This is a genomic window from Enterobacter cloacae complex sp. P29RS (assembly GCF_014893445.1).
Taxonomy (GTDB): Bacteria; Pseudomonadota; Gammaproteobacteria; order Enterobacterales; family Enterobacteriaceae; genus Enterobacter; species Enterobacter intestinihominis.
In genome coordinates this window covers 175,658-190,433 of record NZ_JADBPZ010000001.1, presented here as the reverse complement: position 1 = coordinate 190,433, position 14,776 = coordinate 175,658, and the positions used below count along the sequence as shown (strand labels likewise).

Below are 14,776 nucleotides of genomic sequence, written 5' to 3'. Positions count from 1 at the left end.
GTAGCAGGGATGAAAATTTATCGTCCGCTGTGGAACGAGGGGGCGTTGCTGTCCCCTCAACAGTTCCAGCAACAGTCCGAATGGGAAACGTTTCGCAGCACAGGCGTGGCAGCGCTCTCCTCGCCGTTTGCGTGGGGCGTTGAGCAGGTGGAATTTGATGAAAGGCTGCTGGGTACGGGTCTGATTCAGATTACACAACTGCGGGTCTGGCTGCCGGATGGCACGCTGGTGGATACGTCAGTCAGCGATCTGCCTCCGGAGCCGCGCGAGCTGGATTTATCGCAGCATTCAGACGCGGTTACGGTGGTGATTGCCCTGCCGTTGATGCAGTCCGGGTTAAATAACGTGCTCCAGGAAACGGCAGTGGCCGATCGGCCGCTCCGTTACCGTGAAGAGTGGGTTCATGTTCAGGATGCGTTTGGCAGCGAAGAGGAATCTGTCGCCGTTGCCCGCTTTAATCTGGCGATCCGTTTTGAGCATGAGGATAACGCGTCGTGGCAGTGCTGTCCGGTTGCACGGCTGATCCGGGACGGGCAGGGGAGCTGGCGTCATGATCCGGCATTCATTCCGCCTATGGCCCTGTTTTCTGCCAGCCCGACGATGCGGGAAAGGCTGGTGTTACTGAACCGCCAGCTTCGCTCCCGCCGCCAACGGTTGATGTCCATGCGTCGGGAAAGTAATGAGCGCCTGGCGGATTTTGCTGTGGCGGATGTTTCTCTTTTTTGGCTTCTCAATGCGCTTAACTCTCATGCCAGGGTGCTGGTGGAGTTTGAACGTTTTCCGGCTCGCCATCCGGAACAGGTGTGGGCGGAGCTTGCGCGGCTTGCGGGCAGTATGCTGACGTTTTCTCTGGACAGCGATCTGGACGCAATCCCTGGCTATGACCACGCCCGGCCTGAAATGACGTTTCCGCCGCTGTTTGAACTGATCGCCGGTTTACTGGAAGCCAGCCTGCCGTCCCGTGTGATAGCGCTGGAGATGTCCCGTCCTGACGCCCAGACCTGGAAAGCCTCGCTGCACGACATCCGGCTGCGTGAAGAAGCCGATCTCTGGCTCTCTGTCCGGTCTGACGTTCCGGCCTGGCAGGTGGCGGAGAAATTCCCGGCATTATGCAAGGCGGGTTCCCCGGATGATGTGAATGCGATTTCCACCGTTGCGCTGCAGGGGATCCCACTCATTGCCGTGAATCGCGTGCCTGCTGCGTTACCGGTGCGGATGGAGAACCAGTACTTCGCGCTGGACATGGAAAGTGCTGCGGCACGGGACATGCTGGAGCAGGGGATCTGTATGTTCTATGTGCCTGCCCTGCTGGGACAGCTTGAACTTGAACTGTTTGCGGTACTGCGATCATGAGAAAAGAAACCGATATCGATGCCCTGATGGCGGAGACTTGGCTCACCGTCGCCCTGCTTAAGCAGGGGGCAACAACGCCTGACGGGAATGTGCTGTACGACACCTGCTGCAAACATGTGGAAAGCGTGCGCGAGGCGCTGGATCGTGCAGGATATGATGAAAGCAGCATCGATCATATCTCTTATGCACAGTGTGCGCTGCTTGACGAAGTGGTGATGAGCAGAAAACTGCATGACGGGGCAGATGCTGATGCGGGCCAGGTGGCCTGGCGAAAAGCGCCGCTACAGGCGCGCTATTTCGGGTCGCTGCACGCCGGTGAAGCCCTGTGGGATCGTATTGCGGAAGTATTGCGCCAGCCAGCGCCAAACATGGCCGTTCTGACCTGCTATCACCGAGTGCTCGCGCTGGGATTCCAGGGGTTGTACAGCATGGGGTCTGTCAGCCAGACCCAGCGTGAAGAGGCAATGAAAGCGCTTGCTGAGCGGGTTCCGCCACTTGATGCTGGCCTTTCCCTGGTGGTTCGCAGGACCGGAAAACAGCGTTACAGCCTGCTGCGCTCTGTCTGGTTCTGGATCGCGGCGGCGGGGGTAATTACCGGTGCCGTATGGTGGGGCGGTCATCTCTGGCTCCAGGCTCTGCTGTTCGCGCAGTTACCGGAGTTGCCCCAGTAATGCGTAAATCGGTCATGGTTTCACTGATATTCCACGTACTGGCGGGTGCCGCGACGCTTTTATGGCTTCTGTGGGGCTTCATTCCGGCAGGCACGCTGTTTAAAGGCGTGATGACGCTGTGCATTGTTGCGCTGGCCGTCTGGCAGATCCGGCAAAAAAGCCGTTTCAGCCAGGCTCAGGGCAATGGCGGGTCTGGTTTTGATCTGCCGGTACTTGCTGATGCGGGTCCGGTTGTTCTTGTCTGCGGAGACAGACTGGATGCCCTGTTCGGGGAGCATGCTCTGCGTAAAACAGCGCAGGGCTGGTGGCTGCGGGTGAATGACGTCAGCTGGCTCACTGATATCGTGCGCGATATTCAGGAGCGGCAGCCGCGCCAGGCCGGACAGATCGCCGTTATGTATGCTTCCCACCCCGACGGGCACCAGGATGAAGCGGTGCTGCGCGCGACCCTGAAAGCGTTGCGCCAGCAGATGAAACAGCTGAGCCTGATCGCCGGATTCACACCGCCGGTGATCCTGAGCGGTGAGTTTTCCGGCCCTGAAACCCCGTGGGTTATTGTCTATGGTGACAAACCGGTTGTTTACCCTGTTGATGAGACGCCACAGGCTACGGACGACTGGCAACAGGCAAATCGTCTGGCGCTGATGCCTGTACTGCGGGAAGGCTTTGCTTTTATGCGCACCCTTCTTATGGATGAACTGGCGAAAGAGGATCGGTTATTTCCGCCGGTCCACCCGTTTGCTGTGGCTCTGAAAAGCGGCGGCGCTTCAGCCAGCAATACGTCTTTATGGGCACTCTGGCTTTGTCGCCTGACACACCTGCTTCTGCCGCAGACAGACGAAATGGCGGAGGCATCCGGTCGTTTTCCTGATGCGGTACTACCGTTGCTCAAGCCTTACTGTGCACCTGTTCAGGGCGGGAAGCGCACCCGCCGTCTCATTGTGTGGGTCCTGGCCTGCGTTCTTGCTGCCCTTGGTTTTTCTGCCATGAATAACGCGGCGCTGATCCGCCAGGTGGGAATGAATCTGCAGCGCTGGTATGCCATCCCCATGAACCATTATGAGCCTAAGGCGCAGTCACTTGCCGCACTGAAACAGGACGCCCTTCTGCTGGAGCGCTGGCAGCGGCAGGGGGAACCGCTCAGGTATGCACTGGGCTATTACCCTGGTCAGCGTCTGTGGCTGGCGTTACAGAAGGCGATTGACACGTATGTGCCGCCACCGGCTCCCGCCATGGAACCGGTACCGAAAATCATCCGCCTCGACAGCATGTCGCTGTTCGATACCGGAAAGTGGGCGCTTAAACCCGCCTCAACAAAGCTGCTGGTGAACTCACTGGTGGGGATCAAGGCGAAGCCCGGCTGGCTGATTGTGGTCGCGGGCCATACCGACAGCACCGGAGATGACCAGTCCAACCAGGTGCTGTCCCTGAAGCGTGCGGAGTCGGTGCGCGACTGGATGCGGGACACCGGCGATGTGCCGGAGAGCTGTTTTGCGGTGCAGGGCTATGGCGAAAGCCGTCCTGTCGCCACCAACGACACGGCTGAAGGCCGGGCGCTGAACCGCCGTGTCGAAATCAGTCTGGTGCCGCAGGCGAATGCCTGTCAGGCGCCGGGCACGACCCATGCGTCATCGCAGGATGATGGCGCTGATAACAATGTAACGGAGTAATTAACATGGCAATTCCAGTCTATCTGTGGCTGAAGGACGACGGTGGCGCGGACATCAAAGGTTCCGTGGACGTGAAAGACCGTGAAGGCAGTATCGAAGTGGTGGCCCAGGAGCACAACCTGTACATCCCGACCGATAACAATACCGGCAAGCTGACCGGTACCCGTATCCACACCCCGTTCCTGTTCACCAAGGAAATCGATTCGTCCAGCCCGTACCTGTACAAGGCGGTGACCACCGGCCAGACCCTGAAGTCTGCGGAATTTAAGTGGTACAGAATCAATGACGCGGGCCAGGAAGTGGAGTATTTCAACACGAAGCTTGAGAACGTGAAGCTGGTGAAAGTGAATCCGAAGATGCACGACATCAAGGACCCGGCGTTCGAGAAGCACAACCACCTCGAGCAGATTGAACTGCGCTACGAAAAAATCACCTGGACCTACAAGGACGGCAACATCATTCATTCCGATTCCTGGAACGAACGCGCCACCGCGTAAGTGCCCTGAGCAGACGGTCGGCCGTCTGCTTTTTTGCTGAGCGCCTGCGCTGACGGGCGTTCAGCAAAGAAAAACACAATCTGCCTGCCCGACCTGATGCGCTTTGGGTTCCTGAATAACAGGGAACAGCGACGGGCGGTAGCGTGTCCGGAACTGATAAAGAGAGAGTCTCATGGAAAATCCCGCCATCCTGTTACGCCGTCTTAACCCTTACTGTGCCCGCGCGATGGAAGGGGCCGCGTCCCTGTGCCAGACCCGCGCCCATGCGGAAATCCTGCCCGAGCACTGGTTGCTGAAGCTGCTGGAGCAGGGTGAGGGCGACCTGACGGTGCTGGCGCGGCGCTACGAATGGGATATGGATACGATATGGCAGGATATGCTGGGTTTTCTGGACAGCCTGCCACGTTCGGTGCGCAGCCGTCCGCAGCTGTCGGACAGTGTCCGGGCTCTGATGCAGGAGGCCTGGCTGCACGCCTCGCTGTCGGGGGAAGAGCACATCCGCAGCATTCACCTCCTGATGGCCCTGGTGGACAAACCGAAACTGGTGCGCTGCGACGGCCTGTGGCCGCTGCTGACGCTGGCGCAGAGCCAGCTTGAGCGCCTGCGGGGGCTTCTGGATGCGCAGTCGGATGAACGCCCGGAGGTGCAGCAGGAAGCGGAGCTTACGCAGGGCGATGAGGTGGAGTTTGTCGGCCGTCCGGTGAATGCGGATATAAAAGGAGAGCTGAACCCGGCGTGGCAGAATGCGCTGGACAGGTTCACCCTCGACGTCACCGCCCGCGCCCGTGAGGGCAGAATCGACCCGGTCTATGGCCGCGACAATGAAATCCGCCAGATGGTGGACATTCTTTCCCGGCGCCGCAAGAACAACCCGATTCTGGTCGGCGAACCGGGAGTCGGCAAGACCGCCCTGGTTGAAGGACTGGCGCTGCGCATCGCCGAAGGGAATGTGCCGGACGTGCTGAAGCCGGTCTCCGTGCGCACCCTTGACCTCGGCCTGTTACAGGCGGGTGCAGGCGTGAAGGGTGAGTTTGAACAGCGCCTGAAAAACATCATCGACGCGGTGCAGCAGTCACCCCTACCGGTTCTGCTCTTCATTGACGAGGCGCACACCATTATCGGCGCCGGCAACCAGGCGGGCGGCGCCGATGCGGCCAACCTGCTGAAACCGGCGCTCGCCCGCGGTGAGCTCAGAACCATCGCCGCCACCACCTGGAGCGAGTACAAACAGTACTTTGAGCGCGACGCCGCGCTGGAGCGTCGTTTCCAGATGGTTAAAGTTGACGAGCCGGACGACGACACCGCGTGCCTGATGCTGCGGGGACTCAAGCCACGTTACGCGCAGCACCACGGTGTGCATATTACCGATGAGGCGGTCAGGGCGGCCGTCACGCTCTCCAGACGCTATCTGACCGGACGCCAGCTGCCGGACAAGGCGGTTGACCTTCTGGACACCGCTTCGGCCCGTGTCCGCATGAGCCTCGATACGGTGCCGGAGCCACTGACCAGGATGAAGGCGCAGCTCACGGCACTTGCCATGGAGAAGCAGGCGCTGCTGGAGGATATCGCGGTGGGCAATACCGCCCATGGCGAACGTCTGGCCGCCATCGGAGAGGAAGAAGTCGGCATCATTTTGCAGCTCGACGAACGGGAAACCCGGTACGGCCAGGAGCTGAAACTCACGGAAGAACTGCTTGCCTGCCGCACGGATATCTCGCGTCAGGGGGAAATTGCGGACCTTCAGATGCAGCTTACTGCCGTGCAGCAGAATACCCCGCTGCTGGGGCTGGATGTGGATGCGCGTACCGTCGCCACCGTTATCGCCGACTGGACGGGCGTACCGCTCTCTTCCCTGATGAAGGACGAGCAGACGGAACTGCTGAGCCTTGAGCACAGCCTGGCGAAACGCGTTGTCGGTCAGGACAGCGCGCTGAACGCCATTGCGCAGCGCCTGCGCGCCAGCAAAACCGGTCTGGCGCCGGAGAACGGCCCGCAGGGCGTGTTCCTGCTTGTGGGCCCGAGCGGCACCGGCAAGACCGAAACCGCCCTGGCGCTGGCCGATGAACTGTTCGGCGGCGAGAAGTCCCTTATCACCATCAACCTCTCGGAATACCAGGAGCCACACACCGTATCGCAGCTCAAGGGCTCACCGCCGGGCTACGTGGGTTACGGTCAGGGCGGCATTCTGACCGAAGCCGTCCGCAAGCGCCCGTACAGCGTGGTGCTGCTGGATGAAGTGGAAAAGGCGCACCGGGACGTGATGAACCTGTTTTATCAGGTGTTTGACCGGGGCTTCATGCGCGACGGCGAGGGGCGGGAAATTGACTTCCGTAACACGGTGATACTGATGACCTCGAACCTTGGCAGCGACCTCATCATGCAGATGCTGGATGAAAATCCGGACGCCACCGAAGGCGACCTGCACGAACTGCTCCGCCCGATGCTGCGTGACCACTTCCAGCCCGCGCTGCTGGCGCGCTTCCAGACGGTGATTTACCGTCCGCTGGCACAGGAAGCGATGCGCACGATTGTCGGCATGAAGCTCGGCCAGGTAAGTCAGCGCCTGGCACGGCATTACGGTATGAAGACCGATATCCACGAAAGCCTGTACGACGCGCTGACCGCCGCCTGCCTGCTGCCGGACACCGGGGCTCGCAATGTTGACAGCCTGCTGAACCAGCAGATTCTGCCGGTCCTGAGCCAGCAACTGCTGAGCCATATGGCGGCGGGGCAGAAGCCGCAGCATCTTACATTGGGCTGGGATGAGGAGGAGGGGATTGTGCAGGCATTTGACGAACAAGCAGAAGGAGAAGCCCCATGAACAGTTCCCTGATCAACCAGGCAACCGATGCGGTACAGCAGCTGCTGGGCCTGTCACGTTACCGGGTTGATGTGCATGGATGCGGCGATTTCCTGGATGTTCTGCGTTACAATGCGGTTGAGTCACTTAGCCAGCCATGGCGGTATGATGTGACAGTCACCTGTTCTTCTGCGGATATTGCCTGCGACACGTTACTGCTGAAACCGGCGTCATTTACCTTCCAGACCCCGATGTTTGACGGGGCACCGGCGCTGCCGGTCCGGACGGTTTATGGGGTGGTGGAGTCATTTCGCCGGATTTCCACGTCAAATGACGAGACCCGTTACGCACTGAAGATCGTTCCCCGCATCGCGCTTTTGGGTTTTACAAAGGGCAGTCAGATTTTCCTCAACCAGTCGGTCACGGAAGTGGTTGAACAGGTACTGCGTAAACACGGCCTGGAAGGTCCTGACTTTGCGTTCCGGCTCTCAAGGGAGTACCCGGCCCGGGAGCTCATCACCCAGTGGCGGGAAACTGACCTTGAATTTATTCAGCGCCTGCTGGCTGAAGTCGGTATTTACTGGCGTTATGAAATGGACAGCCGTCTTGAGCAGGATGTGGTGATTTTTCAGGACAGCCAGCAGCAGTATGAATTTGGCGTCACGCTGCCATTGCGCAGCCAGGCCGGGATGAGTGACAGTGGCCAGGAGAGCATCTGGGGTGTTCAGACCGCATACAATGTGGTGAGCGGGAGTGTGGTCACCCGTGACTACAACTACCGCGAAGCGCTGACGCCTCAGGACAGCGCCGAAAGTATTTTCAGCAAGGAAGGGATCACCACCGGGGAAACATACCATTACGCGGAACCCTTCCTGTCAGCAGGTGATACTGAAAGTACAGAGACCGGGACATACTTCGCTCGTCTACGTCACGAACGCATTCTGAACGCGCAATATCGCGTCAGCGGGCATTCTTCCAGTCCGCTTCTGGCCCCGGGTCAGGTACTGGAAACGGACGGCACGTTACCCGATGCCGTCAAGGAAGGCATCGTCATCACCACGGTGCGCACTCGCGGTTCACGCAAAAGTAGCTTTACGCTGAGGTTTGAGGGTATCCCCTACAGCGAAACTGTCTGCTGGCGTCCGGCACTGCTCAGTCGTCCGGTGATATCCGGCTCGTTGCCTGCCCGGGTGGAAAGCACACAGAAAGGTGACACCTATTCCTGGCTCGATCCGGACGGGCGATACCGGGTAAAACTGGACTTTGACCGCAACAGTGCTGAGCAGGGCTATGCGTATCTGTGGCTGCGGCTGGCTAAGCCTTATGCCGGTGATACGTACGGATTCCACTCACCGCTTATCGACGGAACGGAAGTGGCCGTTGTTTTTGACGGCGGAGACCCGGATCGTCCCTACATCGCTTATGCCCTGCATGATTCAGAACACCCGGACCATGTCACCAGTGATAATCATACGCGGAACGTGTGGCGCACGCCGGCGAACAATAAGTTGCGGATGGAGGATAAGCGCCAGGAAGAGCATATCAAGCTCGCAACGGAATATGGCAAAACGCAGCTGAACATGGGACACCTGGTCAACAGTCAGCGTGAAAAGCGCGGTGCCGGTTTTGAACTTCGAACGGATGAGCATGGCGCTGTACGTGCTGCAAAAGGGCTGTTCCTGACGGCGGATGCCCAGGCCAAAGCCCAGGGGCCAGTGCTGGAAATGGCACCTGCGATTAACCAGATTAACCAGGCCAACAGCCAGATGCAGGCGCTGAACAGTGCCGCTGAAGCCGCCGGAGCCCTGGTCTCTGACATCAATACCCAGATTAGTTTTGTGACCGACAAAATCAAAGACCTCCAGTCTGCGGTCCTGCTGGGTAGCGCTCCACAGGGGGTGGCACTGACCTCAGGTGAACACCTTCAGCTCAGCAGCACCCGCAACACCATGATCAATACCGGTCAGCATCTTGATATCGGTGCTATGAAGAATCTGTCCGTGACGGCAGAAAAAGCCCTCGGACTGTTTGTGCATAAAGAAGGGGCGAAGCTGGTTGCGAATCAGGGAGATATTGAAATTCAGGCTCAGCACAACACGATGGCCCTGTTTTCTGAAAAGCAGCTGACCGTGACGAGCAGCGAAGATGAAATCATTATCAGCACCCCGGAAACGCTGACGCTGAACGGCGGCGGGTCGTATCTGAGGCTGAACCAGAACGGGATAGAGCATGGCTCAGAAGGGATGATGATAATGAAAGTGGCAATGTATCTGGTTCCCGGTACTCCTGCGAGTCTTCCCTACGACACTCCCGATTTTCCTTTAACCTCTTTGAATCCAGACAGTAATAACGAGCCAGGAACGGATAATTCGGACTCATCGAAAAATGATGATCAATATCGACAGAATCAGCCTGAAAACGATTCTGCCAAAGGTTCTGCAAAACGGGCATGTGATTAACACGGAGGTTTTTTATGGCAGCAGTTATACCTAAACAGAGTTTTCCCGTCCCTTCAGAGGCTAAAGGTCAGGAGTTTACTTCTGCTGAAGAGCTATTATTGAAGCTTGAACGCGAAAGGTCGGGACTATATCTGGTGGGAAGCCAGGGAATGTGGCATGGCGGTATCCATATTACTGATGCCACCATTCCCTGGTGTGCCCTGAGTACAGATAGTGAGCCCGAAAAAGAATATTGCCGTGAAACTTATAAAGGGGAGCAATTTATTCGTTGTATGGCTGATGGTGAGATAGTTGCCTGGCGTGTCTGTAAGGATTATGAGGGGGCCGCGATTGAATGGCGCGGTGAAAAACTGTTTCTTTCAACATCCTTTGTGTTGGTGAAACACTATATCCAGCCGGGTGATACAGAAGAAAGTGGACTGACATTTTTCACTCTGTATATGAATCTGGCGCCCTTTGTTGCTTATAAACAGCAGGGAAGCCAGTCAGACAGAAAAGTGGCAGGAGTCCAGCGTTACTACACCAGCGCGGAAGATTTGCAGGCGGGGAGCGCAGCCGGAAAACTGGCTAAAGACACGCCCGTCACGCTGAGTGATGCCATAGTGACCCGCAGCAGCGACGGGCGTCAGTTTACTGAAGTGACCATTACCAGTGAGACGAAAAATGCCGCAGGAGAAACGCTTGCAGCAGGAACGAAAGTCTGGACGGTGTCTGACCGGGGTTCTCTGAAAGCGGCGGCGTCAGCGCCCGTTCCGTCCTGGTGGGCAAAATGTACCCCGGCTTACACTAATGAGTCAGAAGGTGTTGTGAACTGCACTTCGCGTACAAACTGGGCGTACTATCTGAGCAGTGACGATGTTCTGCAATATAAAAATGCAGGCAGTCTGGTAGCCGATTTCCCGCTTTCATACGAGCCCGGTAATACCGCACAGCAGGTCATCCGCCCCGGCAAGAACTCCGGTGATGCAGAAAGAACATTCAGTCTGGTCACTCTGGGCCGGGATAAGGATAAGTTGAAAAAGGGCGACCGGGTATGGGTAGTATCAGACGGTGACAGTCTGACGTCGGTTGCACCGGCAGCATCCGGTAGTGAACCCGTTTTTGATGATGTGTATGTACCTTCAGCGCCTGTACCGGTCAATGCCGGAGACAGTCTCGGGCATATGGGTTTTTATCAGCTACCGGAAGAAAATGGCAAACGCTCGCGCTACCAGGTGCATATAGAGTGCCTGAGCATGGATGACATGGAAAAGTTCATCACCAATCCTGGAAAGGCGGGAGAGGATGCGCCGGTTTATCTGACCTGGAAAGCTGATGCACCGTTGTTTGACAAGAGCGATACCGGAATAACAGCAGGCGGTCGAAAAACAAAGGGGCCGGGTATTCTGACACTGGCAAAAGTACCAGGCGTTGATGCTGAGGGGAACACGCTGTCCAGTAACCAGGATGCGGCATACTATCAGATACGACCTGAAGGTGGCTGGCTGGCCGCAGCCAGTGTTCAGAAAGTATCGCAATATGCGCTTGGTGAGCTCGGATTTGTTACGCTGAATAAGGCTTCGGAAAGTTTTGACCTGATTGATGGGATAAAACAACCAAATAACGTGGTGAAGGGTATTCTGGAGCAGTTGTATAAAGCAGCAGAGGAGGAAACCCGCACCACTCACGCGCTGAACAAGTATAACTATAAACGGCTGCTGGAATTGATAGACAGTAACCAGGACGGGCATTACTCGGAGCAGGAGTATCTTCAGGCGGTTCATAATGTGTCGTATCGCGACCATCTGTACCGTGTGATAGCGAAGCATGCCAGTGAATGGTATAACGGCAAGGATGACCCGCTCTGGAAGACATACCTGGATACGTTAACCACGGACGCACCGTTATGGAAAACGTACCTGGAAGCCTTTCTGGATAAGATGACATGGATGAAAGCAGTATCCGAAAAGGGCGTAGTGCTGGGGCCCGACCCCTGGCATATGCATCCGGTGGTGTTTTTGAGTTCAATGATGGACGAAAATGAGATGGCTCTTAAATGGTTAAAAGTACCGAAAGGGCAACTTACTTTCGATGCTGAGGGAAATGATATTAATACTAGCCCATGGTTTAGTCGTAAAATTCATTGGCCAGGCGGAGTATCAGGTGTGACAATTGGGCGTGGGTATGATCTTGGACAACAAACTACGGCAAATGCTGACCTTACTCAGATAGGTTTTGCCGAACTATTAAAATCTTGGCTTGTCGGTTCTCAGGGTTTATCTGGGCTAGATGCCCAATCAAGGTTTAACTCAGCATCTGAAGATATACGGAACTCTACGATAACCAGAAAACAGCAATATGATATGTTTATGATTAGTTATCAAAGGCTAGAGGACGATGTTAAAAGAATATGCCAGAAACCAAATACGATTCGTGTCTATCACCCAAATCCTCAAGTAACACCAGAGCAAGCATGGAACGATATACCAGAGAAAATAAAAGAAGTGCTTATTGATCTCCGCTATAGAGGTGATTATACACCCCATGCCAGATCTCTTATGCAACGGTATGCATATTCAGGGGATTTAAACTCGTTCGGTAATGTTTTATCTACCCGAAGCAATTGGCAAAATGTACCAGAAGAAAGATTTAATCAAAGGATTTCTTTTTATGAAAACTAAAGTGTTGTTGATTGGCATTTTTACTTTTTATTCATTAAATGTTTTTGCCGCTTTTAATGATGCTGAAAATAAACAATTATTGGAAATTAACTCCAAGTCCGAGAGATTGAAGAAGGATGCTATATCGTTATTAACGCAAGCCCAACAAAATCAAGCGAACGATAACCCAGAGAAAAAACATTTAATTGATTCCCTTAGGGCGTCATGGGATATTACCATTGAAAAAAGATGTTCACTGGAGACATCAGAATCACATGGTACTGATGCGGAAATTTCTGAAGTCAATAATTGTTTAACTAAAGGTTACAAGGAAGAAACGGAATATTTTAATAATATGCAACCTTAACGGATGTATTATCTAGTGGTAGTGGCCAACGTCCAGGCGATGCAGCAAGAACATTCAGTCTGGTCACTCTGGGCCGGGATAAGGATAAGTTGAAAAAGGGCGACCGGGTATGGGTAGTATCAGACGGTGACAGTCTGACGTCGGTTGCACCGGCAGCATCCGGTAGTGAACCCGTTTTTGATGATGTGTATGTACCTTCAGCGCCTGTACCGGTCAATGCCGGAGACAGTCTCGGGCATATGGGTTTTTATCAGCTACCGGAAGAAAATGGCAAACGCTCGCGCTACCAGGTGCATATAGAGTGCCTGAGCATGGATGATATGGAAAAGTTCATCACCAATCCTGGAAAGGCGGGAGAGGATGCGCCGGTTTATCTGACCTGGAAAGCTGATGCACCGTTGTTTGACAAGAGCGATACCGGAATAACAGCAGGCGGTCGAAAAACAAAGGGGCCGGGTATTCTGACACTGGCAAAAGTACCAGGCGTTGATGCTGAGGGGAACACGCTGTCCAGTAACCAGGATGCGGCATACTATCAGATACGACCTGAAGGTGGCTGGCTGGCCGCAGCCAGTGTTCAGAAAGTATCGCAATATGCGCTTGGTGAGCTCGGATTTGTTACGCTGAATAAGGCTTCGGAAAGTTTTGACCTGATTGATGGGATAAAACAACCAAATAACGTGGTGAAGGGTATTCTGGAGCAGTTGTATAAAGCAGCAGAGGAGGAAACCCGCACCACTCACGCGCTGAACAAGTATAACTATAAACGGCTGCTGGAATTGATAGACAGTAACCAGGATGGGCATTACTCGGAGCAGGAGTATCTTCAGGCGGTTCATAATGTGTCGTATCGCGACCATCTGTACCGTGTGATAGCGAAGCACGCCAGTGAATGGTATTACGGCAAGGATGACCCGCTCTGGAAGACATACCTGGATACGTTAACCACGGACGCACCGTTATGGAAAACGTACCTGGAAGCGTTTCTGGATAAGATGACATGGATGAAGGCAGTGTCCGAAAAGGATGTGGCACTGGGGCCGGAACCGTGGCATATGCATCCTATAGTATTTTTGGAGGCGATGAACAGTTCATCTAAATGGTTTGATATTGAAAAATTTATTCAAAAGTATAAAGAAAAACATTCTGTAGTTTTTGGGTTCTATGATCGAGGAAACAAAATAACCATCCCAGCATTGACTCAGGACTCTGAAGAGTCATTGCAAAAGCTTCTAAATGAAATGAAGAAACAGTATTATAATTATTTTGACGATTTTAATGAAAAATTTGTCTCGTATATGCTTGCTACAATAAGAATAGAGTCTTATGACTATAGGCAAAGGTTGTTCTTTAAACCAATTAGTGAAAATATTTCATATGACAAGGCGGAAGTCGATTATGGTTCAGGTCCAACGGCATCTAACCGACAAAGAGCTATGTTGAACCACAATACAAATATTGGTGATGGGTATAAATATCGCGGACGTGGTTTAGTTCAGTTAACATGGAAAATTTCCTATGAGAAATTTAAATCCATAACAGGTATAGACATTGTTACTAGTCCAGATCTCTGTCTTGAGCTCAGCACGGCTGTTTCAATTATGATGAAAGGTATGAAAGATGGTGGTTTCAGGGCCGGGCATACATTAGATATTTATTTGGGATCAGGTAAAAACGATTACTTTAATGCAAGGTTAATCATCAATGGCTATCGACATGGTATTCCTGATAAGGCTGATGAGTTTAAGGAATATGCTGAATTATTTGAGGTGATAATAAATGAAACAATTTAGTAATGTGTGGTGTTTTCTTTTATCAGTATGTTCCTTTTATGTACATGCAAACGCTGACTTAGATGTTACGAACTGTTCTCTAAAGGAAAGTATTTCTTGCGATGTTTTCTTGAATATGGAACGAAATGTTGATGATATATCTTACAAAGTTGAATTGGCAGATGCTGAAAATGGGAAAAACATCTTCCCTTATTTTGATATGAATGAAACAACAGAAAGTGTCTCTTTGCAAAAGTATGGAGAAAGATATGTTTTTTCAAAAGTGTATCTTGATAGCACCAAAGCTATAGAGTTTATTTCGTTTAAGTATGACAATAAACACCTTTCACCTGTAAACTATTATTACATTGAGAGTTCTATTGATTTTAATAACAACGTGAAGAAATGGTCTGGCAAGGAATGTGATACATCAGCAGGGAAAATGCCTGAAAAAAAGATGGCTTACTATTACAAGTAGCTTCAGAATTATGTGTCAATCAAAATAAGCTATCATACGGCCCAAATAAATATACCGGAAATGACATCTT

At 53.5% G+C, this 14,776-nt stretch carries 9 protein-coding genes and 1 pseudogene; all 10 read left to right on the top strand.

What is annotated here, in order from left to right; all coding sequences use genetic code 11:
- Positions 1 to 9 precede the first annotated feature (9 nt).
- The 10 genes and pseudogenes from tssK (at position 10) to IM282_RS00820 (ending at position 14,706) form a co-directional block, all read left to right on the top strand.
- Positions 10 to 1,353 (top strand): type VI secretion system baseplate subunit TssK, encoded by a 1,344-nt coding sequence (gene tssK / locus IM282_RS00865; protein ID WP_058677130.1) that lies wholly within the window; start codon positions 10 to 12, stop codon positions 1,351 to 1,353.
- Positions 1,350 to 2,024 carry a type VI secretion system protein TssL, short form gene (gene tssL, locus IM282_RS00860; RefSeq protein WP_058677129.1) on the top strand — a complete coding sequence of 225 codons (675 nt, stop codon included), beginning with the start codon at positions 1,350 to 1,352 and terminating at the stop codon, positions 2,022 to 2,024. The genes tssK and tssL overlap by 4 nt, the downstream gene beginning before the upstream one ends.
- Positions 2,024 to 3,694, top strand: coding sequence for an OmpA family protein (locus IM282_RS00855; protein WP_192970014.1), 1,671 nt, complete (start codon positions 2,024 to 2,026; stop codon positions 3,692 to 3,694). The genes tssL and IM282_RS00855 overlap by 1 nt, the downstream gene beginning before the upstream one ends.
- 5 nt (positions 3,695 to 3,699) lie before the next feature.
- On the top strand, positions 3,700 to 4,191 hold the full coding sequence (gene hcp / locus IM282_RS00850) for a type VI secretion system effector Hcp (RefSeq protein WP_022651331.1): 492 nt from the start codon (positions 3,700 to 3,702) through the stop codon (positions 4,189 to 4,191).
- A gap of 172 nt (positions 4,192 to 4,363) precedes the next feature.
- Positions 4,364 to 7,012 (top strand): type VI secretion system ATPase TssH, encoded by a 2,649-nt coding sequence (gene tssH / locus IM282_RS00845; RefSeq protein ID WP_126314934.1) that lies wholly within the window; start codon positions 4,364 to 4,366, stop codon positions 7,010 to 7,012.
- Complete coding sequence (locus IM282_RS00840; protein ID WP_226839798.1) at positions 7,009 to 9,450, top strand: type VI secretion system Vgr family protein; 2,442 nt, start codon at positions 7,009 to 7,011, stop codon at positions 9,448 to 9,450. The genes tssH and IM282_RS00840 overlap by 4 nt, the downstream gene beginning before the upstream one ends.
- Before the next feature lie 14 nt (positions 9,451 to 9,464).
- Positions 9,465 to 12,110, top strand: a complete 2,646-nt coding sequence (locus tag IM282_RS00835) for a hypothetical protein (RefSeq protein WP_226839797.1) — start codon at positions 9,465 to 9,467, stop codon at positions 12,108 to 12,110.
- Positions 12,100 to 12,456, top strand: a complete 357-nt coding sequence (locus tag IM282_RS00830) for a hypothetical protein (protein ID WP_063149875.1) — start codon at positions 12,100 to 12,102, stop codon at positions 12,454 to 12,456. Before IM282_RS00835 ends, IM282_RS00830 begins: the two co-directional genes overlap by 11 nt.
- Before the next feature lie 23 nt (positions 12,457 to 12,479).
- Positions 12,480 to 14,249, top strand: a pseudogene (locus IM282_RS21810) (hypothetical protein); the annotation flags it as partial.
- On the top strand, positions 14,236 to 14,706 hold the full coding sequence (locus IM282_RS00820) for a hypothetical protein (protein WP_126314932.1): 471 nt from the start codon (positions 14,236 to 14,238) through the stop codon (positions 14,704 to 14,706). The pseudogene IM282_RS21810 and the gene IM282_RS00820, both read left to right, overlap by 14 nt.
- Positions 14,707 to 14,776 lie beyond the last annotated feature (70 nt).

Bases quoted from the DNA above. Each gene is read 5' to 3' on its own strand.
- IM282_RS00830 (WP_063149875.1), top strand. From the start codon at position 12,100: ATGAAAACTAAAGTGTTGTTGATTGGCATTTTTACTTTTTATTCATTA.
- hcp (WP_022651331.1), top strand. From the start codon at position 3,700: ATGGCAATTCCAGTCTATCTGTGGCTGAAGGACGACGGTGGCGCGGAC.
- tssH (WP_126314934.1), top strand. From the start codon at position 4,364: ATGGAAAATCCCGCCATCCTGTTACGCCGTCTTAACCCTTACTGTGCC.
- IM282_RS00835 (WP_226839797.1), top strand. From the start codon at position 9,465: ATGGCAGCAGTTATACCTAAACAGAGTTTTCCCGTCCCTTCAGAGGCT.
- tssL (WP_058677129.1), top strand. From the start codon at position 1,350: ATGAGAAAAGAAACCGATATCGATGCCCTGATGGCGGAGACTTGGCTC.
- IM282_RS00855 (WP_192970014.1), top strand. From the start codon at position 2,024: ATGCGTAAATCGGTCATGGTTTCACTGATATTCCACGTACTGGCGGGT.
- IM282_RS00820 (WP_126314932.1), top strand. From the start codon at position 14,236: ATGAAACAATTTAGTAATGTGTGGTGTTTTCTTTTATCAGTATGTTCC.
- tssK (WP_058677130.1), top strand. From the start codon at position 10: ATGAAAATTTATCGTCCGCTGTGGAACGAGGGGGCGTTGCTGTCCCCT.
- IM282_RS00840 (WP_226839798.1), top strand. From the start codon at position 7,009: ATGAACAGTTCCCTGATCAACCAGGCAACCGATGCGGTACAGCAGCTG.